General features: G+C 72.9%; 6 protein-coding genes (1 of these 6 cut by a window edge). 3 read left to right on the top strand and 3 right to left on the bottom strand.

Annotated features, from left to right (window positions below; genetic code table 11):
- The 3 genes in view from G4D86_RS01060 to G4D86_RS01070 are tightly spaced (each overlapping or abutting the next) and all read right to left on the bottom strand, a layout consistent with a single transcriptional unit that may run on beyond the window.
- Positions 1–5,360, bottom strand: partial view of a non-ribosomal peptide synthase/polyketide synthase gene (locus tag G4D86_RS01060; protein ID WP_163988418.1) — the 5' portion only. The gene continues 15,898 nt to the left of window position 1, outside the view; 5,360 of the gene's 21,258 nt are visible here — the first part of the coding sequence; it begins with the start codon at positions 5,358–5,360; its stop codon lies beyond the left edge, outside the window.
- Positions 5,357–16,786: a non-ribosomal peptide synthetase/type I polyketide synthase gene (locus tag G4D86_RS01065; RefSeq protein ID WP_163988420.1), complete on the bottom strand. Its 11,430-nt coding sequence runs from the start codon at positions 16,784–16,786 to the stop codon at positions 5,357–5,359. The genes G4D86_RS01060 and G4D86_RS01065 overlap by 4 nt, the downstream gene beginning before the upstream one ends.
- The gene (locus G4D86_RS01070) at positions 16,779–22,148 is read right to left on the bottom strand and encodes a non-ribosomal peptide synthetase (protein WP_163988422.1); all 5,370 of its coding nucleotides are present in this window, start codon (positions 22,146–22,148) and stop codon (positions 16,779–16,781) included. Before G4D86_RS01070 ends, G4D86_RS01065 begins: the two co-directional genes overlap by 8 nt.
- A 261-nt stretch (positions 22,149–22,409) precedes the next feature.
- Here G4D86_RS01070 and G4D86_RS01075 point away from each other — a divergent pair, with 261 nt between their 5' ends.
- The 3 genes from G4D86_RS01075 to G4D86_RS01085 all read left to right on the top strand — a co-directional run bounded on the left by G4D86_RS01075 (position 22,410) and on the right by G4D86_RS01085 (position 25,199).
- The gene (locus G4D86_RS01075) at positions 22,410–23,390 is read left to right on the top strand and encodes an aldo/keto reductase (RefSeq protein ID WP_163988424.1); all 981 of its coding nucleotides are present in this window, start codon (positions 22,410–22,412) and stop codon (positions 23,388–23,390) included.
- Between the two features lie 217 nt (positions 23,391–23,607).
- Complete coding sequence (locus G4D86_RS01080) at positions 23,608–24,519, top strand: patatin-like phospholipase family protein (RefSeq protein WP_163988427.1); 912 nt, start codon at positions 23,608–23,610, stop codon at positions 24,517–24,519.
- 38 nt (positions 24,520–24,557) lie between these two features.
- Positions 24,558–25,199 (top strand): glutathione S-transferase N-terminal domain-containing protein, encoded by a 642-nt coding sequence (locus tag G4D86_RS01085; protein ID WP_163988429.1) that lies wholly within the window; start codon positions 24,558–24,560, stop codon positions 25,197–25,199.
- Positions 25,200–25,203 lie beyond the last annotated feature (4 nt).

Here is a 25,203-nt window from a genome sequence, read left to right on the forward strand (position 1 = left end):
CAGGCCGCCTGCACCAGCGTGCCCGGCGTCAGTCCCTGCTGCCGTGCGAAGGCGCCCACCGTCGCCGTGTCGTCCATGCCCAGGCGGAGCTGCAGCTCTCGCCGGCCGCCCTCTCGGGACGTGCCGCCCACGTCGACCCGCGTGGGCTCGGTGAAGCCCGCCAGCGACTTGCGCCAGAAGTCGCGCGCGGCGCCCAGGTCCTGCCGTGCCAGCCACGCGATGAAGTCCCGGTAAGGGCGCACGTCACGACGAGGAGGCGTCAGCCCGCGCCGCACCGCCTCGTAGCGGGTGAGCACGTCGCGCATCACCAGCGGCACCGACCACCCGTCCAGCAGGATGTGCGAGAGGCTGAACACCACGCGCCACACGCGCTCGCCGGTGCGCAGCAGCGTGAGCCGGAACAGCGGCGCGCGCGACAGCACCACGCCTCGCCGCCGGTCCTCCGCGAAGAAGGCGGCCAGCCGCGCCTCGCGCTCATGCGCGGGCACCGTACGCCAGTCCTCCACGCTCACCGGTGGTTCCACCTCGCGCATCACTGCCTGGAGCGGCGCGGCCAGCCCCTCCCAGAAGAAGGCGGTGCGGAGGATGGGATGCTGCGCTGCCGCCTGGCGCCACCCCTGGATGAAGGCCTCGACGTCGAGCGCGCCCTCCAGCTCGAAGGTGATTTGATTGAAGTACGGCTGTGCCTCATCCTCCTGGAGGTGGTGGAAGAGGATGCCCTGCTGCAGTGGTGACAGCGGGTAGATGTCCTCCACGTCGCGCAGGCGCCCGCCCTTCGCGACCAGCCGGTCGGCGAGCGCATCCAGCGCGCCCTGCCCCAACCCCGCCAGCGGGAAGTCCGAGGGCGCAAGTCCGCGCGGGTCTTCCGACGTACCGTGTGCAATCAGCTCGCGCAGCGCCGCGCGCAGCTCCGTGGCCAGCCGCTCCACCGTCTCGCGCCGATGCAGGCCCGAGCCGTACGTGAGCATCAACCGCAGCCGGCCGCCGGTGACGGCGCAGTCCACGTCCAGCAGGTGCGCCCGCTTCCCGCCCGCCGCACGCGTGGGGCCCACGGGCCCGTCCGACAGCGCGAGCGGCGCCGTCGGAGGCAGCACATTGTCGAGCTGCCCCAGGTAGTTGAAGCCCACCTCCGGCGGTGGCAGCGCGCGCAGCCGCTCCCGCAGCTCGCGGTCCGGCGACAGGTAGCGCAGCACGCCGTAGCCCACGCCCTTGCCCGGAATGCGCCGCAGCGCCTCCTTCGCGGAGCGCAGCCACGCGCCGGGGCCCTCCCCCGCTTCTTCCAGCAGCACGGGGTAGATGCTGGTGAACCAGCCCACCGTGCGCGACAGGTCCACGCCCTCGAACAGCTCCTCGCGGCCGTGCCCCTCCAGCTCCACCCGCACGCACGGCGCGCCCGTCCACTGGCGCAGCACGTGGGCCAGGGTGCCCAGCAGCAGCTCGTCCGGCCTCGCGCGGCATGCCTTCGCCACGTCCTGCAGGAGCGCCTGCGTCTCGGCGGGCTCCAGGGAGACTTCCACGAGCCCCGCCGCGCCCTCCGTGTTGGCGGCGCCGTCCCGCACTTCCAGGGGCAGCCGGCCCACGCGCTCCCAGGGCAGCCCGAGCCAGAAGGATGCCTCCTCGCGAGCTGTCGGCGTGCGGGCGTGCTCCACGAGCTTCGACGCCCAGGCCGCATAGGACAGCGTCTTCGGCGGCAGCCTCACGGACTCATCCGTACGGAACTGCCGGTACGCGGTGAGCAGGTCCTCCAGCAGCACGCGCCACGAGACGGCGTCCACCGCGAGGTGGTGGATGACGATCAACAACTCTTGCGGCGCATCCGGCCCGAGGTCGAACAGCACCGCCCGCGCGATGTCGCCCGAGCCCAGGTCCATTCCCACCTGCGCCTTGACGGCGTGGGACTCCAGCGCCGCGCGGCGTGCATCCGGCGTCAGCCCGGAGAGGTCCACCCGCGCGAGGGGCAGCGTCCCCTCCACGCCGGCCAGCTCCTGCCGCCACGGGCCCTGCCCGTCTCGCGTGAAGCGCAGCCGCAGGGTGTCATGGTGCTCGCGCAGGTGCTGGAGCGCGCGCTCCAGGTGCTCCGCGGCCACGCGTTCGCGCAGGGTGAAGCGCAGGGCCTGGTTGAAGTGGTGCGGCTCCGCCAGCTCGCGCTCGAAGAACCAGCGCTGGATGGGGGTGGGCTCCACCGGCCCCGTCACCGGCCCCTGCTCCGCCGCGACGGCGGGCGCTTCCGCGGCCACCGCCGCCAGACGCGCCACCGTGGGGAAGTCGAAGAGCTGCTTCGCGGTGAGGTGCAGCCCGGCCTGCGCGGCGCGGGAGATGATCTGGATGCCGAGGATGGAGTCGCCGCCCAGCTCGAAGAAGTCGTCGTGGATGCCCACGCGCTCTCGCCCGAGCACCTGCGCCCAGATGGCCGCGAGCGCCTCCTCGCGCGCGTCGCGCGGCCCCACCCACGTCTCCGCAACCTCCACCGCGCGCTCCGGCGCCGGCAGCGCGCGTCGGTCCACCTTGCCGTTGGACGACAGCGGCAGCACGTCCAGCGCGACGATGGCCGACGGCACCATGTACTCGGGCAGCCGCTCGGACAGCCACGTCTTCAGCAGCGCGGGGTCCGGCTTCGCGGCGCCGTCATCCTGCGGCACGACATAGGCTACGAGCCTCGCGCCCGACGGTCCGTCGTCCCGCACCACCGCCACTGCGTCCCCCACGGAGGGATGCGCCCGCAGCGCGGCCTCAATCTCTCCCAGCTCGATGCGATAGCCGCGCACCTTCACCTGGAAGTCGGTGCGGCCCAGGTACTCCAGCCGGCCGTCCGCGCGCCAGCGCACACGGTCTCCCGTGCGGTACAGCCGAGCTCCGGGCTCATTGCCGAAGGCATCCGGGACGAAGCGCTCCGCCGTCAGCTCCGGCCGGCGCCAGTAGCCGCGCGCGACACCCGTGCCGCCGATGTACAGCTCTCCCGGCACGCCCACGGGTACCGGCCGCAGGTGCGCGTCCAGCACGTACAGGCGCGTGTTGGCGATGGGCCGGCCGATGGCCAGCGGACCGCTCGCCGGGTCGGTGGCGCTCACCGTGTACACGCAGCAACCCACCACCGTCTCCGTGGGGCCGTACTCGTTGATGAGCCGCGTCTCCGGCGCGTGCTCGCGCCAGAAGGCCACGCCCTCAGCCGTCAGCGCCTCGCCGCCGATGACGAAGGCGCGCGTGCGGCCAGCGGCCTCCTCGGGCCGGAGCTGCTGCGCCAGCATCCTCAAGTGGGTGGGCGTGAGCTTCACCAGGCTGAAGTGGCTGCCCGCGCGCAGCGCCTCGACCAGGCCCTCCACTCCCGCCTCTTCCGGCACCAGCACCACGGGACGGCCGGCAATCAGCGGCGCGAGGAGGCTCGTCACCGTCAAATCGAATGACAGCGGCGAGTGGACCGGAGAGCCGCTGCCCTCGGAGATGCCATAGGCGCGGATGGCCCAGCACAGGTAGTTCACCGCGCCCCGGTGCTCCACCATGACGCCCTTGGGGCGCCCCGTGCTGCCGGAGGTGTAGATGAGGTACGCGAGGTCGTCCGCGGTGGCCAGCGGCTCGGGCGGCGTGACGGGCTCGCGGCCCGCGGTGCGCGCCCACTCGGAGTCCAGGCACACGAGGAACTGCGACGACACGGGCAGCGCGTCCGCCAGCGCGTCCTCGGTGAGCAGCACCGGCACGCCCGTGTCCTCCAGGAGGAACGACAGGCGCGACGCGGGCCAGGCCGGGTCGATGGGCACGTACGCCCCACCCGCCTTCAGCACGGCCCACAGCGCCACCACCATGTCCGTCGAGCGGTGGAAGCACAGCCCCACCAACGTCCCGCGTCGCACGCCCAGGCCACGCAGGTGGTGCGCTAGCTGATTGGCGCGCGCGTCCAGCTCCCGGAAGGTGAGCCGCGCATCGCCCATGCGCACGGCCACCGCGTCAGGCGTACGCTCCACCTGAGCCTCGAAGAGACCGTGGACGGTGGCCTCGGTGGGGAGGTCCGTGCGCGTGTCGTTCCACGCGACGAGGAGCTGGTGGCGCTCCGCATCGGACAGCAGGGGCAGCTCGCCCAGGCGGCCCTCGGGGCGCGCGGCCATCGCCTCCAGCACGCGGCGCAGGCGCTCCAGCTGCGCGTCCGCGAACGCCTCGGTGAAGCGCGTGCGGTCATAGCGCAGGTGCAGCGGCAGCCGCGCACCGTTGGAGGAGATGAGCGTGAGGGCGTGGTGGTCCGCCTCCATCGCGCGCACGTCGCGCACCTCCAGCGCGCGCGAGGCGGAGGTGAGCGCGGCGTCCAGCGGGTAGTTCTCGAAGACGACCAGCGTGTCGAAGAGGGCGGTGCCCGCGGGCACGTCGCTCCAGCGCTGCACCTTCACCAGCGGCGCGTGCTCGTGCTGGCGCGCCTCCACCTGCACCTCTTGAATCCGGCGCAACCACGCCACCCACGGCGTGTCCGGTGACAGCCGCACGCGCACGGGCTGGGTGTTGATGAACAGGCCGACCATGTCCTCCACGCCCGCCAGGTCCGGCGGACGACCGGACACGGTGGTGCCGAAGACGACGTCCTCGGTGCCGGACAGGTGGCCCAGCACCATGGCCCACGCGCCCTGCACCAGCGTGTGCGCGGTGAGCCCGTGCCGTCGCGCGAAGGCATTCAGCGCGGCCGTGGTTTCGGCCGGCAGGTGCAGCACCCGCGTGGCCCGGCCCGGCCCCTCGCCCTGCCCCGCCCCTGTCGCGGTGGGCTCGTGGAAGCCCGCCAGCTCGCGGCGCCAGAAGGACTCCGAGACGGACAGCTCGTGCTCCGCGAGCCAGCCGATGTAGTCCCCGTACGGACGCGGAGACGCGAGGCGCGGCGTGCGGCCCGCGAGCGCGCCTTCGTACAGCGCGAAGACGTCACGCAACACCAGCGGCACGGACCAGCCGTCCAGCACCAGGTGCGAGTGGCTGAACACGAGCCGGTGCGCCTCGTCCTCGGTGCGCAGCAGCGTCAGCCGCACCAGCGGCGCGCGGGACAGGTCGAAGCCGTCACGGCGGTCCTGCTCCAGGAAGGCCGCCAGGCGGGACTCCCGTGCTTCGGAGGACAGGTCGCGCCAGTCCTCCACGCGCAGCGGCAGGTCCACCTCGCGCAGCACCACCTGAACGGGCTCGTCCACGTCGTCCCAGACGAGGGCCGTGCGCAGCACCGGGTGCGCCGCCACCGTGCCCTGCCACGCGCGCGTGAAGGCCCCCAGGTCCAGGCGCCCGCGCAGCTCGCAGACGAGCTGGTTGAAGTACAGCCCCTGGCCGGGCTCCGCGAGCGCGTGGAAGAGCATGCCGCCCTGCAGGGGCGACAGCGGGTACAGGTCCTCGAGGTTGTCACTCATCGCGTCTTCTTCCCGAAGCGGGCGGACAGCTTGTCCAACTGCGCCTGTTTCACCTTGGCCAGCGGGAAGTCGGACGGAGAGTGGCCTCCCGCATCCGGCGCCCGCGACGCCACCACCAGGGCCTTGAGCCGCGCGAGGAAATCCTCGGCCACGGCCACCACCGTCTCGCGACGGTGCAGGGCCTCGCTGAACGTCCACAGCACCTCGAGCCGGCCGTCACGCACCGCGCTCGTCACGTCCAGCGCGTACGGACGGCGAGAGCTCGGGGCCCGCTGCCGCAGCGACTCCCCTTCCGGCGAGAGCGCGAAGGGCGCCCCCGCGTCCACGGCCCCGTCCACCTGCCCCAGGTGGTTGAAGCCGACCTCCGCCGACGGCAGCGCCGCCAGTGACGTGTCGCGCGCCACGTACCGCAGCAGGCCCCAGCCCATGCCCTGCGACGGCACCGCACGCAGTCCTTCCTTCACCGCGCGCAACGCCTCGCCCGGAGCGTGCGTGCCTCGCAGGTCCAGCAGCGCAGGGAAGAAGCGCGTGAACCAGCCCACCGTGCGCGAGACGTCCACGCCCGGGAGAACCTCCTCACGGCCATGGCCCTCCACGTCCACCAGCGCCGTGCTCTTCCCCGTCCACGCGGCGAGCGCCTGCGCCAGCGCGGTGAGCAGCGGGTCCTGCGGCTGCGTGTGCCACGCCTTGGGCACGTCGTGCAGCAGGGCCTTCGTCTCCTCCGCGTCCAGCGTTACGCGCACCGTGCGCGCGGTGGCCTCGGTGTTGACTCCGTCGGAGAAGTCCCGAGGCAGCCCCGCCACCTCACCCCACGGCCGCTCCAGCCACCATGCGCGCTCCGCCGCCAGCTTCTCCGAGCGCGCCAGCGACTCCAGCCCGCGCGCCCACACCTGGAAGGACGTCGTCTTGGGCGGCAGCCGCACCGCCGCGCCCGTCGCGAGCTGCGCGTACACCGCCGCCAGGTCCTCCAGCAGGATGCGCCACGACACCGCGTCCACCACCAGGTGGTGCACCGCCAGCATCAGCCGCGCCGGCCGCCCCGCGTCCGACTCCAGCAGCGCCACCTTCACCAACGGCCCGTCCAGCCGCAGCGACGATTGCAGCGCTTCCGCCTGCTCCATCCGCGCGTGCTCCACAGTCACGGGCTCGCCCGGAGCCGCGGACGCCTGGTGCCAGCCGTCCTCCGCGCGAGCGAAGCGCAGGCGGAGCGCGTCGTGGTGCTCCAGGACGTGCGCCAGCGCCCGCTCCAGCAGCGCCGGGTCCAGCGCCGTCTTCACGTCGAGCAGCAGCGACATGTTCCAGTGCTGCGGCGCCTCCAGCCCCAGCTCGAAGAACCAGCGCTGAATCGGCGTGAGGGCCACCGGGCCCACCACGGGTCCCTGCTCGGCCTGGACGGCGAGCCGCGTCCCCGCGACGGTGGCCAGCCGCGCCACCGTGGGGTTCTGGAAGAGCTGCTTCGGAGACAGCTCGATGCCGGCCGCGCGGGCGCGGGTGATGATCTGCAAGCCGAGGATGGAGTCGCCCCCCAGCTCGAAGAAGTCATCGTGGATGCCGACGCGCTCCAGGTGGAGCACCTCGCGCCAGAGGGCCACGAGCTTCTCCTCCACCTCCGTGCGCGGCGCCACGGCGGGAGCACCCCTGGCCTCGGCCGAGGCCGCGTCGGGCGCGGGCAGCGCGCGCGTGTCCACCTTGCCGTGACGCGTGCGCGGCAGGGCGACCAGCGTCACGTACGCGGCGGGCACCATGTACGGCGGCAGTCGGGACAGCAGCCACGCCTTCATTTCCGTGGTGGTCAGCGCCTCGGTGTTCCCCTCCGTCACAGGGACGACGTAGGCGACGAGCCGCTTCGGCCCCTTGCCGTCCTCTCTCGCCACCACCGCGGCCTCCTTCACCGCGGGGCTCGCGAGCAGCGCGGCCTCCACCTCGCCCGGTTCGATGCGGAAGCCCCGCACCTTCACCTGCGTGTCGGAGCGGCCCAGGAACTCCAGCGTCCCGTCCGCGCGCCAGCGCGCCAGGTCTCCCGTGCGGTACATCCTCGCGCCGGGGCGCCCGTCGAAGGCGTCCGCCACGAAGCGCTCGGCGGTGAGCACCGGCTGGCCCAGGTAGCCCCGCGCCACACCGGTGCCGCCCACGTACACCTCGCCCGGTGCGCCCTGAGGCATCAACTGGCGCCGTGCATCCAGCAGGTACACGCGGGCACCGGGCACCGCGCGGCCGATGGGCACGGAGCCCTGCTCGTCCGGACGCACGCGGTGCACGGTGCTCCAGATGGTGGCCTCGGTGGGGCCGTACTCGTTGAACAGCGCCACCGTGGGCAGCGCCTCATGGTGCGCGCGGGCCAGCTCCAGCGGGCACGCCTCACCGCCCACGCTCACCGCGCGCAGGCCGGACAGTCCGCCCGGCGGCGCCGCCGCGAGCACCTGCCCGTAGAGCGCCGGCACGGAGATGAGGTGTGTGATGCCTGCCTTCGCCATCAGCTCCGCGAGCTTCCGCGGGTCCTCGCGCTCCTCCGCGTCCGGGTAGCGCAGCGTGCCGCCCTCGAAGAGGGACCAGAGCAGGCCCGCCAGCGACGCGTCGAAGGTGAACGGCGCCAGCGACAGGACGACACCGGGCACGCCGTACACCGCGCGCCGAGCCCGCGTCGCGGACACGAGCTGCCGGTGCTCCAGCACCACGCCCCTCGGCCGGCCCGTGGAGCCGGAGGTGTAGACGATGCACGCCGCATGGTGCGCCTCGGGACCCGCCGAAGGCTCGGCGCCCACTTCGGGCAGGGACTCCAGCGACACCACCGCCGTGCCCTCGCGCCCGGGCACTCGCGCGGCCCAGGCCCTGGACGTAACGACGGCGCGCGCCCGCGTGTCATCGAGGATGCCGGAGAGCCGCTCCGCCGGATGCTCCACGTCGAGCACCACCGCCGCAGCCCCGGCGCGCATGACGCCGAGCATTCCCGCCACCACGTCCGCGGGCTGCACCAGCGCGAGCGCCACGACGGCATCCGACCCCACGCCCAACTCGCGCAGGTGCCGCGCGAGCCGCGAGGACAGCGCATCCACCTCGCGGTAGGTGAGCCGCCGGGTGCCGTCCTCCACCGCCACCGCGTCCGGCGTACGCGCCACCTGCGCCGCGAAGCGCGCGGGCACCGTGTCCGAGCCGGAGGGTTCGGGGGCCGCGGACGGGTTCCACTCCACCAGCAGTCGCTGCAGCTCGGCCTCGGACAGGAGGGAGAGCCGCGACAGGCGCTGCTCGGGCGCGGAGGCCACGGACTCCAGCAGGCGGAGCAGGTGCTCCGACAGCCGGGAGATGGTGTCCGCGTCGAAGAGGTCGGTGTTGTACTCGATGGCGCCCGCCAACCCCTCCTTCGACTCCACCAGCTCCAGCGTGAGGTCCAGCTTGGTGGCACCCGTGGGGACCAGGCGGCTGCGGATGTGCACGCCGGCCAGGGACAGCTCGGGCGCGGGCGTGTTGTGCAGCACCAGCATCGTCTGGAAGATGGGCGTGTGGCTCAAGTCACGCGCCACGTGGAGCGCGTCCACCAGCTTCTCGAAGGGCACCTCCTGGTGCGCGAAGCCACCCAGTGCGGAGCGGCGCACGCGGCCGAGCATCTCCACGAAGGTCGGGTCCCCGGACAGGTCCGCGCGCAGGGCGATGGAGTTGATGAAGCAGCCGATGAGCGGCTCCACCTCCGGGCGGTTGCGGCCCGCCACCGGCGTGCCCACCGCGAAGTCCTCCTGGCCGGAGTACGCGTGCAGCAGGGACTGCCACGCCGCCATCAGCACCATGAAGGGCGTGGCGCCCTCGCGACGGCCCACCGCGGCCAGGGACTCCGCCAGTCGCTTCGGCACGGTGACGGGCAGCCGCGCGCCGGGGTACGTCTGCACCGGAGGCCGGGGCCGATCCGTGGGCAGGCGCAGTACGGGCACGTCGGACAGCACGTCCCGCCACCAGTCCTGCTCGGTCTTCAGCTCGGGGCCGCGCATCCACTCCTGCTGCCAGACGGAGTAGTCCGCGTACTGCACGGGCAGCGCGGGCAGCGGCGACGGCTGGCCTTCCATGAAGGCCGCGTACAGCCGCGCCAGCTCGTGCATCATCACGCCCGCGGACCAGCCGTCCGAGACGATGTGGTGCAGCACGAGCAGCAGCACGTGCTCGGTGCCGCTGACTCGCAGCAGCGCCGCGCGCATCAGCGGGCCGGCCTGGAGGTCGAACGGACGGCGCGCCTCCTCCTTCGCCCAGGTGGAGACCTCGTCCTCACCCGCGCCTTCCGCCACCGCCAGGACGATGGGCACCTCCAGCGACGGCGCGATGACCTGCACCGAGCCCGAGTCCGCCATGGCGAACGTGGTCCGGAGGATTTCGTGCCGGCGCACCACCTCGTTGAGGGCGCGCTCCAGCGAGGCCACATCCAACGTGCCGCTCATCACGAGCGTGACGGCGTTGTTGTAGGCCACGTTCCCCGGCTCCAGGTGGTCCAGGTACCAGAGCCGCTGCTGCGCGAAGGACAGCGGCAACGGCCCCTCTCGCGGGACACGAGGGATGGGCGGAGGGCCCTCGGGCTTCTTCGCCGAGGCCCCGGGCGTCGCCGCGACCTTCGGCGGCTTCGGACGGCGTGCCGGCGCGGGCACGGCGGCCAGCAATTCCAGCGAACCGTCGCCACGGCACCGCGCGCGGCGGCCCGTCATCAGCCTGCGCGCCCCCGCTTCCGTGGTCTGGACGATGCGAAGCGACGCGGTGCCCGGCGCATTCCAGAAGCCGCGAGGAACACCCGCGCCCGTGACGGCCAGCTCGCCCACCACGCCCGGAGGCACCGGCCGGCCCCGCGCGTCGACGACCTCGAACGGAATGGAGCTTCCATTCCCGGAAGCGAGCCACGCGCCGAGCCCCCCGTCGTGGCGCACGACCTCCGCGCCCAGCGAGTGGGCCAGCGAAGCCGCGTCCTCTGGCGTCGCGCCCTCCAGCAGCACGCGGCGAAGCACCCCCGCCGCGCCGGGCACTTCCGACAGCGCGCGGGCCTGCGCCACCGTGCAGTGCAGGTGGGTGATGCCCGTCTCGCGCACCAGTGACAGCAGCGCCTCCGCCGCGTTGGGCCCCTCCTGAAGCGTCGCGGAAGGCACCGGTGCTCCCGGCTCCGGTGCGTACCGTCCCCGCAGCGCATCCAGGTGCCGCAGGCCTTCGAGCGTCGCGTCCACCTCCACGCCGAAGTCCACGAGGCAGGCCACCTCATCCACGTCGAGCCCGCGCACGCGCTCCACCACGGGCCCGCAGGAGTCCGGTGTGCCGAAGAGGCCGCCGTCCTCCACGTAGCGCTCCACCCCGTGCTCCAGCAGCGCGTCCACGTCCGCGGGAGTCAGCGAGCGCGGGTCCATCTTCAACCCCTGGCTGGCGACGAAGCCCGCGAGGATGTCCACCGAGCTGCGGAAGTAATTGAGCAACGGCTGGCGCACACGCTCGCGTACTTCGGCCGGGTCCGCGCCCAGGTACGTGTGCATCATCAGGCTCACGTGCCCCCGGCCCGCGTGCCCGTGCTGGTGCCAGGCCTCGCGGTACAGCGCCACCTTCGCGGCCAGCTCCTCCAGGTGCTGGCCCATCAGGTTGGTGAGTACGTACGCGCCCAGCTCGCCCGCCAGGCGGAACGTCTCCGGGCTGCCCGCGGCGGTGAGCCAGACGGGCAGCTCCTTCTGGACGGGACGCGGGCGGAGGGACAGCTCCACCTCGTCGCCCGCGCCATTGCGGCGGCGCACCGTGCCTCCGCGCCACAGCGTCCGGACCTCCTCGACGCCACGGAGCATGACCTCCTTGCGGCGCGCGTACCGGTCCGGCGCGAAGACGAAGTCGTTGGCGTGCCAGCCCGAGGCGAACGACACACCCACGCGGCCGTCGGACAGGTTGTCCAGCACGGACCACTCCTCCGCCACGAGGACGGGGTCATGCAGCGGGAGCACCACGCTGCCCGCGCGGATGCCCACGCGCTCCGTCACCGTGGCCACGCCCGCGCCCACCACCGCCGGCCTCGGGTAGAGGCCACCGAAGGCATGGAAGTGCCGCTCCGGCGTCCACACCGCGGAGAAGCCATTCGCGTCCGCGAACTTCGCCGCCTCCAGCAGCAGCCGGTACTTGCGCCCGCCGAGCGAGTCCTCGTCGTTGGCGAAGAACGACAGGCTGAAGTCCGGCCCCCTGCGCGCGGCCCCCGAGCCCGCCGACAACAGGCTGAAGCGCGCTCGCTCCTCGGGCAGCACCACGCGCAGACCCCGGGTGAGGGCCCACAGCACTTCCAGGCCCGAGCCCGGCGAGTGGGTCTCCTCGGCCGCGAGCCATACGCCCTCCGCCGCGTGGCCGGCCGCATCCAGGTGGTGGAACAGGTCCGCCACCGTGCGGTGCGTGTGGATGGCGCGGAGCCGGTCTCCCGAGGGGCCGACTCTCGGCTCCAGGCACACCATCGTCTCCGCCGCCACGTTCGCCGGACGACTCCGGGTGAGTCCCTCCGCGCGTGAGGCCCGGAGCATCGACTCCGAGAGGGTCTCCAGGGGACGCGCCGCGCCCGAGGCGTCGGTCCCAGGCAGGAGTGACGCGCGAGCCAGCGCGTCTGTGCCCTTCCCTTCCGCGAGCAGCGTGTCCACGTGAAGCACGCGGGTGGCATCCAGCGTCACGCCCGTCCTCACGCGCTCGTGCGTAAGCAGCAGAGGCGGCGGTCCGCCCTCGGACGCGAGCGAGGACAGCTCGCGAAGCTGCGGCACGGAGAGCAGCACGTACGCGCCGCCCGCCTCCAGCACCGCCCAGAGCGCCACCACGCGCTCCACGGACGGCTCCAGGCACACGGCCACCAGCACCTCGGGCCCCACGTCGCGGGCCACCAGCACCGCCGCGAGCCGCCGCGCCTTCTCGCGCAGCTCGCCCCAGGTGATGCTCCGCGCTCCCATCGTGAGCGCCACGGCGCGCGCTTCCTTCGCGGCCCGCGCCTCCAGCAGCGACACGGCGGGCACCTGCACGCGCACGTCCCTGGACTCCGGCACCGGAGCGGCGGCAACGGACGCCACCTCCAGCGGCAGCGCGGAGAGACGCTGCTCCGGGTCCGCCACCGCTGCGGCGAGCAGCGCATCCCAGTGCGCCATCAACCGCTCCATCGTCGCGGGCTCGAAGCGCTCCACGGCGTAGTCCAGCGTGCCGGAGAAGCCCTCGTCGCCCTCGCCCATGGAGATGGAGAGGGACGACAGCACGGCGCCGAACTGCGCCGGCCCGTCCTGGACCTCCACCAGGCTCATCCGCAGGCCCGGCAGCTCCAGGTGCGGCTCGAAGCGGTTGTGCAGGATGAACAGCGAGTCGAAGACGCGCTCGCGGCCCGTGTCCTTCGCGGGCTCGATTTCCTTCACCAGGTGCTCATAGGGCACGTCCGGGTGGGCGTACGCCTCCAGCATCACGTCCCGCACGCGCCCGAGCAGCTCGCGGAAGCTCGGGTCGCCGGACAGGTCCGTGCGCAGCGGCACCGCGTGCGCCACGTAGCCGATGACCGGCTCCAGCTCCGGGCGGCTCCGGTTGCCGATGGGCGTGCCCACCACCAGGTCATCCCGGCCCGACCAGCGCGCCAGTAGCGCCTTCCAGGACGCCAGCAGCACCATGAACGGGGTGACGCCCTCGCGCTGCGCCAACGCATGCACCGCGCGGGTCATCTCCGGAGAGAAGCCCACGTTGCGTCGAGCACCACCCAGCGCGGGCCCGTCTGTGCGCGGGCGGTCCACCGGCAGGTCCAGCGCGCCCGGCAGCGACACCAGGCGCTCGCGCCACGCGGCGGACTGCGAGGTGAACGCGCCCACCTCCAGCGCCTTCCGCTGCCACGCCGCATAGTCCGCGTACTGCACCGCCAGCTCGGGCAGGGGCGACGGCTGGCCCTGCTGGAAGGCGCCGTAGAGCGTCCCCAGCTCCCGCCCGAACACCACCAGCGACCACGTGTCACAGACCACGTGGTGCACCGTGACGGCGAGCAGGTGCTCATCCGGAGCCAGCCGCAGCAGCCGCGCGCGCACCACGGGCCCGCGCTCGATGTCGAGCGGCCGCGCCGTCTCCACGTGCACCAGCCTGCGCCCCTCCGCCTCGCGAGCCTCCGGCGTGGCCCCCGCCACCGGCTCCGGAGTCAGCGGCAGCTTCAGCTCCGGGGCGATGCGGACCACCGTGTGCCCGTCCACCCGGGGGTACGACGTGCGCAGCGCCTCGTGGCGCCGCGTCATCGCCTCCAGGCTCCGCTCCAGCACCGCCACGTCCAGCGTGCCGCTCATCCGCAGCACCATGGACATGTTGAGCGCCGGGTTGCCCGGCACCGCCTGCTCCAGGGCGACCACGCGCTCCTGCACCACGGACAGCGGCAGCGCGCCGTCACGGGGGACGCGCACCAGGGGAGGCAGCGCCGCCTCCGCGCTCTCCGCCCCCGTGCCCAGCCGCGCCTGGATGCGCGCCGCCACGCCCGCCACGGTGGGGGCCTCGAACAAGTCGCTCAGCGGGAGCTGGACGGGAAAGGCTTCGCGCAGGCGCGTCAGCATCTGCGCCGCCATCAGCGAGTTGCCGCCCAGTTCCAGGAAGTCGTCGTGGATGCCGAAGTCCGTGCGCCCCAGTCGCTCGCGCCAGATCTCCAGCACCTTGCGCTCCACGTCCGTGCGCGGCCCGACCTTGTCCGCCGGCAGCTCCGCCACGGGTGCGGGAGCAACCTGCTGCTCCGCCTGAACAGGCGTCGTCGCCTGCGCCGTGGCGACGGCCGTGGCCGGGATGACCGTCGGCACCTCCATCCCAAAGGGCTGGCGCTCGAAGGGATACGTCGGCAGCGACAACCGCCGGCGCTGCTCGTGCGCGTAGACGTCCTGCCAGCGCACCTCCAGGCCCTGCTCCCACAGCGCGCCCAGTGCCTCGCTCAGCGCCGCATGCTCCGACGCCTTCGCCCCCGCGCGAGGCAGCGAAGCCACCGCTCGCCCCGCGTGCCCGCGCAGCCCCAGCCGAGCCAACGCGGTGAGCGCCTGGTCCGGCCCCACCTCCAGGAACACGGTGCAGCCGTCGGCCTTCAGGGCCTCCAGCCCGTCACCGAAGCGCACCGGCGCCCGCATCTGCCGTGCCCAGTACGCCGGGTCCGTCGCCTCCTCCGCGCGAATCCACGTGCCGGTGACGCTCGACACGTACGGCAGCTGGGGCGCGGACAGCCGCAGCCCCGACACCACGCGCTTCAGCTCGTCCATCAGCGGCTCCACCGCCGTCGAGTGGAACGCGTGCCCCGCCGGAAGCCGCAGCACGCCGAGGCCGCGCGACGTCAGCTCGCGCTCCAGCGCGTCCACCTCGGACGTGGGCCCGGACACCACGCACCGCTCCGGCCCGTTCACCGCGGCCAGCGCCAGCCCACCGGACAGCAGCGGACGCACCACCTCCTCCGCCGCGCCCACCGCCGTCATGCTCCCCGGAGGTAGCCGCGCCATCAGTCGCCCGCGCGCCGTCACCAGCGCCAGCGCGTCCTCCAGCGGCAACACCCCCGCGAGGCACGCCGCCGTGTACTCACCGAAGCTGTGCCCCAGCAACGCGTACGGCTTCACGCCATACGCCTCCCAGAGCCGGGCCAGCGCGTACTCCACGGAGAACAGCGCCGGCAGCGCGTAGCGCGGGTCCGCCAACGTGTCGCGCGCGGCCACCTCCGCGCCCGGAGCCGGCAGCAACACGCCGCGCAGCGCCGTCTCCAACTGCGGCCCCAGCCCCGTCAGGCACGCATCCAGCGCCTCACGGTATGCCGGCTCCGCCGCGTACAGCTCGCGCCCCATGCCCACCGACTGCGCGCCCTGCCCCGGCAGCAGGAAGGCCACGCGCCGCTCGCGCGCCGCCGCCACGTCCTCCAGCACCTGCGCCTTGCCCGGAGCCCGCAGCTTCGCCAGCAGTTCCGCCCGGTCCTTCGCCACCACCGTGCGCCGCTGCTGGAAAGCGCGGCGCCCCGCGTTGCGTGTGAAGGCCACGTCCGCGAGCGCCACGTCGGCGGGCGCGGACTCCAGCCAGTCCGCCAACTGCCTCGCCGTCGCGTCCAGCGCTCCCGCCGTGCGGGCGGACAGCGTCACCACCTGCGTGGGCCGGGCGCTCGGCGCGGGCGGCGGAGGCAGCGGCGCCTCCTCCAGCACCGCATGCGCGTTGGTGCCGCCGATGCCGAACGAGCTGACACCCGCGCGCCGGGGCACGTCCCCGCGCGGCCACGGTCGCCGCTCGCTCACGACGAAGAAAGGACTGTTCGCGAAGTCGATGGCCGGGTTGGGCCGCTCGAAGTTCAGGCTGGGAGGCAGCTCCTCATGGTGCAGCGCGAGCGCCGCCTTCATGAGGCCGGCCAGGCCCGCCGCCGTGTCCAGGTGGCCGATGTTCGTCTTCACCGAGCCGAGGCCGCAGTAGCCCTTCCGGTCCGTCTGCCGCCGGTATGCCCGCGTGAGGGCCGCGACTTCAATCGGGTCCCCGAGCGCGGTGCCGGTGCCGTGCGCCTCCACGTAGCCGATGTCCCCCGCCTCCAGCCCCGCGTACGCCAGCGCCTCACCGATGACGTCCGCCTGTCCCTCGACGCTCGGCGCCGTGTAGCCGACCTTCAGGCCGCCGTCGTTGTTCAGCGCGGAGCCGCGGATGACCGCGTACACGTGGTCGCCGTCCCGCAGCGCGTCCTCCAGCGGCTTGAGCACCACCGCCGTCACGCCGTTGCCCGGCACCGTGCCCGCCGCCTTCGCGTCGAAGGCGCGGCAGTGTCCGTCCGGGGAGAGAATCATCCCGTCCTGGAAGAGGTAGCCCGTGCGCTGCGGCAGCGACAGACGCGCCGCTCCGGCGATGGCCATGTCGGACTGGCGCAACAGCAGGCTCTGGCAGGCCATGTGGACGGCGACCAGGCCCGTGGAGCACGCGGTGTAGACGGCCAGGCTCTCGCCGCGCAGCTTCAGCTTGAAGGACGCCTTCGTCGCGAGATTCTCGCCCGTGGTGCCCAGCAATTCGAAGAGCGAGGCCGGGTCCAGCTTCCCCTGCCCCAGCAGCGACAGCGTGTGCAGCGACGGCCCCGCGCCCGCGTAGAGGGAAATCTTCCCCGCGTACCGCTCCGGGTCATACGCCGCGTCCTCGAGCGCGGACCACGCGCACTCCAGGAAGATGCGCTGCTGCGGGTCCATCCACTTCGCCTCGCGCGGCGGCACGTCGAAGAAGCCGGCGTCGAAGGACTCGCCCTCGTCCAGCACCGACGCCGCGGGCACGAAGTCCGGGTGCTTGCGCACCGACTCGGGCACCAGCGGCGACGCCTCCAGCACCTCGGGCTTCAGGCGGGAGATGGACTCCACGCCCTCGCACAGGTTGCGCCAGAAGGCGCGCATGTCGGCGGCGCCGGGAAAGCGCCCGGCCATGCCGATGATCGCGATGTCATTGCCACCAACGCCCGTCGTCGCGTCCTGTTCAGTCATTGCCTCGGGTGTTCCTTCCGCGCCGCTGGAGGACCTGCCTGCGGGCCTCCGCGCGCTCCTGGTGCTTGACGCCTTCCGTCTCGGGCTTCGCCTCGGCGGACAGCCTCCGGGCGAGCGCGTGGACGGTGGGATGTTCGAAGAAGTGCGTGATGGGAACGTCCCGACCGAGCGACTCGCGCAGCCGCGAGCACGCCCGCACCGCCGCCAGCGAGCTGCCGCCCAGGTCGTCGAAGAAGTGCGCGTGCACGCCGACGGACGGATGGCCCAGTGTCTCGGCCCACGCGCGGGCGATGGACTCCTCCAGCGGCGTGCGGGGCGCACCGTCCGGCGCCGCGGTCCTCGCGGGAGGCGGCAGCGCGCGCGGGTCCACCTTGCCGCTCGCCATCAGCGGCAGCGCGGCGAGCGCGATGATGTCCGCGGGCACCAGGTGCTCGGGCAGCCGCGCGCGCAACAGGGCCTTCACCTCGCCCGGCGCGAGCGGCTCAGCGGACGCAGGCACCACGTACGCCACCAGCCGGGGCTCACCGCCCGCGGGAGGCCGCCACACGGTGACATGGGCCTGGCGCATGCCGGCGACTTCTCGCAGCGCCACCTCCACCTCGCCCGGCTCGATGCGGAAGCCACGCAGCTTCACCTGCGCGTCCGCGCGGCCCACGAAGTCGAGCCGCCCGTCCGCGCGCCAGCGCACCACGTCGCCCGTGCGGTACAGCCGCGCGCCGAGCTCGCCACCGTACGCGTCCGGCACGAAGCGCTCGGCGGTGAGGTCCGGACGGCCCAGGTAGCCGCGCGCCACGGACGGCCCGCCCACGTACAGCTCTCCCGCCACGCCCAGGGGCACCGGTTGCAGCGCCTCGTCGAGCACGTACGCGTGGATGTGCGGCAGCGGCCGGCCGATGGGCGGCGGGCCCGCGTCTTCCGGCGAGCAGCGCTCCCAGGTGGCGCACACCGTGACTTCGGTGGGGCCATACGCGTTGACGAACGTCCGGCCATTCGCGAAGCGCGCGACGAGGTCCGCAGGGCAGGCCTCGCCCGCGGACATGAGCATCTTCAACTCCGGGAGCGGCGCCTCCGGCAGAAGCGTGGAGACGGACGGCGGCAGCGTCACCGCGGTGATGCGCTGCTCCTTCAGCACGCGGTGCAGCGCCTCGCCCGCGAGCAACTCACCCGGCGGAGGCAGGTGCAGCGCGGCGCCGGTGGTGAGGGACTGGACGTACTCCGCCACCGAGGCATCGAAGGACGGCGAGGAGAACTGGAGCACCCGCGCGCCCGGACCGAAGGGAAGGCCCGTGCCCATGGACTCGGACAGGTGCACCGCGCCCCGATGGGTCACCACCACGCCCTTGGGCCGCCCCGTGCTGCCCGACGTGTAGATGACGTAGGCCGCGCAGTCCGGCGATGGCACCGAGGTGCCAGCCACGACGGGCTCCTCGGCGGCCTGGCCCGGAGCGCCGTGCTCTTCCCAGCGCAGGAACTCCACACCCTCAGGAAGGACGATCCGCTGCGCCAGCTTCCCATGGGCCAGCAGCACCCGCGCACCCGCGTCCGTGAGCATCCACGCCACGCGCTCGGGAGGGTGCGCCGGCTCGAACGGAACCACCGTGCCACCCGCCTTGAGCACGGCGAGGAAGGCCACCACCGACTCCGGCCCACCGCGCTCCAGCAACGTGCCCACGCGCACCTCGGGCCCCACGCCATGCCGCCGCAGCCGGGCCGCGAGCCGTCCGGCCCACGCATCCACCTCGCGGTACGTCCACCGGGTGGCACCAGCGACGAGCGCCACGGCGTCGGGAGTCCGCGCGGCCCAGGCCTCGAAGAGCAGGTGCAGCTCCGCGCCGGAGGCGTGCTTCGGGGCCTCCGCCCGGCGCCCCAGGTCCAGCAGTCCGCGCCGCTCGTCCGCATCCAGCAGTGGCAGCTCCACCAGCGGAACGTCGGGTGCGGAGGAGACCGCCTCCAGCAGCCCGCGCAGGTGGCGGGCCATGCGCGCGGCGGCGTCCGCGTCGAAGAGGTCCGCGCAGTACTCCAGGCTGGCCGAGAAGCCGCCGTCCACCTCCGCCATCATCAGCGTGAGGTCGAAGGCCGAGGCGCGGTGGCCCAGGGGGAAGGACTCCAGCTCCAGCGCGCCCAGGCGAGCCCGCGCACCTGGCTCCCCGAGGGCGAATGCACCCAGCGCCTCGCGCCCGGGCCGGCCGGACTGCAGCGCGAACATCGCCTGGAAGACAGGCGCACGGGACGGGTCTCGTCGGGGCTGAAGCCGCTCGACGAGTCGGGCGAAGGGCAGGTCCTGATGCTCCAGCGCCTCCAGCACGGTGCCGCGCACCTGCGCCAGCAGGCCGGAGAAGGACAGCCCACGGGGCATGCGCGCGCGCAGTGCCACGGGGTTGACGAAGTAGCCCACCTGCCGGGACAGGTCCGCGCGAGTCCGGCCCGCGGTGGGCGTGCCCACGATGACGTCCTCCTGCCCTGTGTAGCGGCGCAGGAAGGCGACGTATCCCGCCAGCAACGTCATGAACGGCGTGGCGCCATGCGCGTGCGCCAGCGCCTTCAGGCGCGCGGCCGTCGGGGGCTCCACGCGGAACGACACGGTGGCGCCCCGGAAGGACTGGAGCCGGGGCCGGGGCCGCGACGTGGGCAGCTCCAGCGCCGGCAGCTCACCGCCCAGCCGCTCGCGCCACCATGCCTGGAGCGCGTCGCCGGCAGGCCCCGTGTAGCGCACCTCCTGGGCCTGGAGGATGGCCGGTGCAGGAGGCGGAGGCGGGAGCAGTGTGGCGGGTATGCCGTGGACTTCGGCGGTGTAGAGCGCGCCCAGCTCCTCGGCCAGCACCTCCAGCGACCAGAAGTCGGTGACCAGGTGGTGCAGCACGAACAACAACACGGACCCGCCCTGCGCACCGGTGAAAAGGCGCGCGCGGACGAGCGGCCCGTGCTCCAAATCGAAGGGCCGATGTGCCTCGGCGTCGAGCCGCTCGCGCAGGGCCTCCACCGTCATCGCAGAAGCGTCCTCCAGCTCCAGTGACGGCACGGAGGCAGAGGGCCGCAGCACGGGCTCCCCGCGCTCCTCGGGGAACGCGCAGGCCAGGGCCGGGTGGCGCGCGACGAGCGTCGAGAACACGCGCCCGAGCACCGCGGCATCCACGGGCGAGGTGAACCGCAGCGCGCGGGCCACATGGTACGCAGTGCTCCCGGGCGCCATGCGCTGGAGGAACCACAGCGCGCGCTGACCATCGGACACGTACGTCGCGCCACTCGCCAGAGTGGACGGCACCGCCTCCGGACGCACGGAAGCGTCACCGCGCCGCTGCTCCACCCAGGCCGTGACTTCACGCAGGCTCGGTCCCTGGAGCAGCAGCGCGGGCGGGAGCGACACGCGCCATCCCTCCTCCACCGCGTGCAGCACCTCCAGCGCGCGCAGTGAGTCGAGCCCGAAGTGGGTGAGCGGCGCATCCACATCCAGCGCGCCAGCGCTCACGCCGAGCAGCCCCGACACGCGCGACACGAGCCACGGAAGCACCTCGCCCTGCCCCATCGCGGCCTTCGACACCTCGGAGTTCCGCGTCTCAGTCCCGGCCGAGCCCTCCACCGACGAGCGCTCCGCCTGCCCCTCGCGCCACTCCCGCACCACGTCCAGCGTGCCGGCCAGGAACGCTTCGCGGCACGCCCGCCGCTGCACCTTCCCGCTGGACGTCTTGGGCAGCGCGCCCGCGGAGATGAGCACCACCGCATGCGCGGCCACGCCATGCTCCTCGGCCAGCGCCGCGCGGATGCGCGTGAGCACCGTGTCCACGTCCCCCGCCACCTTCGCGGAGACCTCCTGCACCAGCGTGAGCCGCTCCTCCCCGTCCACCTCCACGGAGAACGCGGCGCCACAGCCAGGGCGCAGGCCCGGGTGGCAGCGCTCCACGGACAGCTCCAGGTCCTGCGGGTAGTGATTCCGCCCGCGCAGCACCATCACGTCCTTCAGTCGCCCGGTGACGAAGACCTCGCCGCCTTCGACGACGCCCAGGTCGCCGGTGCGCAGGTACGGCCCGTTATCCGTGCCCACAGAGCCCGCCAGCCGCCCGTGGAACGTGCGCGCCGTCTCCTCCGGCCGCTGCCAGTACCCATCCGCCACGCTGGGGCCCCGCACCCAGAGTTCCCCCACCCGCCCCGGCGCGGATGGCACGCCCGTCTCCGGGTCCACCACGCGCAACTCCTGCCCGCCCAGCGCCGCGCCGCACCCCACCAGCACCGCCTCCACCTCGCCGTCCACCGGGGCCCGCGCCTCGCCGTGCCGCAGCCCCTCGCGAGCGAAGCGCCGCACCACCGGTGCCTCCGCGCGTCGGCCACCGGTGACGATGAGCGTGCCCTCCGCCAGCCCGTAGCAGGGATAGAACGCCTCGCGCCGGAAGCCCGAGGGCGCGAAGGCCTCCGCGAAACGCTCCAGCGTCTCCGCGCGCACCGGCTCCGCGCCGCAGAACGCCACCTCCCAGCGGCTCAAGTCCAACGCGGCCCGCTCCTCCGGCGTGCTCTTGCGCACGCAGAGGTCGAACGCGAAGTTGGGCCCGCCGCTCACCGTGCCGCCGAAGCGCGACACCGCCTCCAGCCACCGCATCGGCTGCTGCAGGAAGAACAGCGGCGGCAGCAGCACGGTGGGGATGTCCCGGAACAGCGGCTGGAGGATGCCGCCAATCAGCCCCATGTCGTGGTACGGCGGCAGCCAGATGACGCCCACCGGGTTGGGCGCCGCATCGAAGCCGCGCGCGATCAGCCCCGAGTTGTGCAGCAGGTGCCGGTGCCGCAGCACCACGCCGCGCGGCGTCCCCGTGGAGCCCGACGTGTACTGGAGGAACGCCACCGCATCACCGTGAAGCTCCACCGGCCGCCACGCCTCCGCCTCCTCCGCCGGCACCGAGTCCGTGGCCAGCCAGCGCAGCGCGCGCAGGTCCGGCGCATCCTCCGTGAGAGGCTCCACCATCCCCGCGATGCCGGACGTGGTGAGCGCCACCCGCGCGCCGCAGTCCGCCACCAGCGCCTGGAGCCGGGGCAGCGTGCGCCCCAGCCGCATCGGGTCCGGCGGATACGCGGGCACCGCCACCACGCCCGCGTACAGGCACCCCAGGAAGCCGAGCACGTACTCGCGGCCGGGCGGGTACAGGAGGAGCGCCCGGTCGCCCGGTTCCAGGTGCCGCCGCAGCAGCGCCGCCACCGCCCGCGCGCCCGCGTCCAATTCGGCGTAGGTGACGGTGCGCTCGCCTTCCTCATCCAGGAAGGTGAAAACGTTCTGTCCGCCCTGCGCCGAGGCCCGGGCGCGGCAGAGGTCCACGAAGGTCAGGTCCTCGGGGCAGACGAATTCGGAGGCGGGGTCGGCGCGCGTCGGCAGGTGCATGTCGTGGGTCCCGGGGGGCCTTCCCAGGAGGGCGCCACAGACGGAAACCCCACGCGCGCACCCCACCCGCAATCCAGGGGCGCCCGCCCTACGGCTCCGCTCAGCGACCCCCTCGGATTCCCCGTACGTTTAGCGGAATCTGGGCAATCAGAAAAGACACCCGTTCATGAAAGACCCACCCGGCCGGAGTATGACGCGACGGCTTCCAGGACAAGGGCGACCAAGCGTCCACGAGTCCTGTCACGACGGAGGATTGAACCGATGAAGTACACCAACCTGGGCCGCACCGGCCTGCGGGTGTCCCGCATCTGCCTGGGCTGCATGAGCTACGGCACGCCCACCTGGCGCCCCTGGGTGTTGGACGAGGAAGCAGCGCAGCCCTTCTTCCGCCGCGCGGTGGAGCTGGGCATCAACTTCTTCGACACCGCGGACATGTACTCGATGGGTGTCAGCGAGGAAGTCACGGGCCGTGCCTTGCGCCGCTACGCGCGCATGGACGAGGTGGTGATTGCCACCAAGGTCTACTTCCCCATGGGCGACGGGCAGAACCTGCGCGGCCTGTCGCGCAAGCACATCGTCCAGGGCTGCGAGGCGAGCCTGAAGCGGCTGGGCGTGGAGACCATCGACCTCTATCAAATCCACCGCATGGACCCGAACACGCCGCTGGAGGAGACGCTGTCCGCGTTGGATCAGCTCGTGCGCCAGGGGAAGGTGCGTTACCTGGGCGCGTCGTCCGCGTACGCGTGGCAGTTCGCGAGGGCGCTGGGCGTGGCGGACCTGCACGGCTGGTCGCGCTTCGTCTCCATGCAGGGGCACTACAACCTCGTCTACCGCGAGGAGGAGCGGGAGATGCTGCCCCTGTGCGAGTCCGAGGGCATCGGCGTCATCCCCTGGTCTCCGCTGGCGCGCGGCCTGCTCGCGGGCTCCCGCAAGTCGCTGAACGACCGCAGCTCCACGGCTCGCGCGAAGTCGGACACCTTCTCCGGACAGCTCTATGACCAGCCCGGGGACTGGGAGGTGGCGGAGGCCACACAGAAGGTGGCCGCCGCGCGCAACGTGCCGCCCGCGCAGGTGGCGCTGGCGTGGCTGCTGTCACGGCCTCAGGTGACGGCGCCCATCATCGGCGCCACGAAGCCCGAGCACCTGGAGGACGCAGTGCGCGCGGTGGACCTCAAGCTGGCCCCCGAGGAGCTGAAGGCGCTCGAGGCGCCCTACAAGCCCCACGAGGTGCGCGGGATGTGACTGCGCTGCCCCCCGGTGGTGACGAGGGGGAGTGTCCTCCCGGGTGCGGGTGAGCCATACGCACGGTGGCAGCGCCCTTTCCGCTCGGGGGCGCCCTGCTCCCGGCGCAAGCCTCGGGTGGGCGGTCGATTCGAGGACGGGCCGAGGGCGTTGGGGTCGCACGAGGGAGTCCCTCCCGGGGCTGGGCTAGAGTCCAGCGATCATCTTGGAGGACTCCATGAAGCAGCTCCTGCGCGTCACCCTGCTCGCCGTGCTGATGGTGGGAGCGGCCTCCTGCCGGCGGAGCGGGTCGGCGTTGCGTCATGCCCCGGAGCGCACGTGCGTGGTGCTCTCCGTGGGGTCGGCGCGGGGGCTGGCGCACCTGGGCGCGCTGGATGCGCTGACAGAGCGCGGCGTGCACATCGACTGCGTGGTGGGCAACAGCATGGGCGCGCTGGTGGGCAGCCTCTATGCCTCCGCTCCCGAGGAGGACATGCGCACCCGTTACCGGGCGTTCTTCCAGGTGTACGAGCACGAGACGATGGAGGAGGCAAAGAAGCGCGGCGTGGTGGGTGCGGCGGTGGGCCTGCTCGCGGTGCTCATCTCGGGCGGTGCGCTGGCTCCGGCGCTCGCGGCGGGGGCGCTGGGCGCGGCGGGAGGAGCGTCATCGGTTCCCGAGCTCAGCCATGAGCGCTTCACCCAGGTGCTGGAGCGCTTCCACCATGGGGCGCGCATCGAGGAACTGCCGGTGCCCTTCGCGACCTTCTACCAGGAGCCCACGGGAGAGGGCCTGCACCGGGTGGCGGCGACGCAGGGCTCCGTCGCGGAGGCAGTGGCCTCCAGCGCGGCCAACCCGTTCCTGTTCGAAGACGCGACGCTCCAGCGCATCGACCCGGGCGCGGATCGGGTGTCGGCGGTGCCCGTGCATGACGCCTGCGAGCTGTTCCCGGGCTCGCGACTCATCGCCATCAACGTCACCGACGAGCCCGCCTTCTACCGTTCCGACCTGGACTGCGAGGTGCGGGAAATCCGCGTGGACATGACCGGCACGTCCGTCGAGGCGTTCCGGGGCGCGGGCGAGGACTTCGAGTTCGCCTGGCGCGCGGGCCATGACGCCGTTATCCGCGCGCTCGACGACGGGCAGTGGTGAGAGTTGCCCGTCTCGCCTCTCGAATTGGAGGAACACAGATGCCAACTGTGCTCGAAGAAATCGCCAGACCTGTGATTGTCGGCCGCTCCAGCTCCCACTTCACGCGAATCACCCGCATCTTCGCCGCCGAGCTGGGCATCGATTACGACCTCCGCGTGGTACGAGACCTCATGTCCTCCAATGCGGAGGACTACGGCGGCAATCCCGCGCTCCGAATCCCGAGCCTGCAGACGTCCCGAGGTGTCTGGTTCGGTGCCCTGAATGTCTGTCGTGAGCTGTACCGGCAGTCGAGCCGCAAGCCCCGCGTCGTATGGCCAGAGGACCTCGACGTGCCGGTGCTGGCCAATGCGCAGGAGCTCGCAACGCAGGCCATGGCGACGGAGGTGTCGCTGGTCATGGCCAAGGTGGGCGGCGGCACGGAAGGTCCGCACCAGGCGAAGATGCGCACCGCGCTGCTCAACATGATGGCGTGGCTGGAGCAGAACGTAGGGACCGTCCTCGCCGCGCTCCCGGCGCAGCGGGACTTGAGCTTCCTGGAGGTCACCCTGTTCTGTCTGGTGACGCATCTGGAGTTCCGGGAGGTCCTGCCGACGGCGCAATACGCCGAGCTGACGCGATTCTGTCAGCAGTTCGCGACGCGCGCTTCGGCCAGTGCGACTGCGTTTCGATTCGATCCTTGAGGGT

The organism is Pyxidicoccus caerfyrddinensis, from assembly GCF_010894405.1.
GTDB classification, from domain to species: domain Bacteria; phylum Myxococcota; class Myxococcia; order Myxococcales; family Myxococcaceae; genus Myxococcus; species Myxococcus caerfyrddinensis.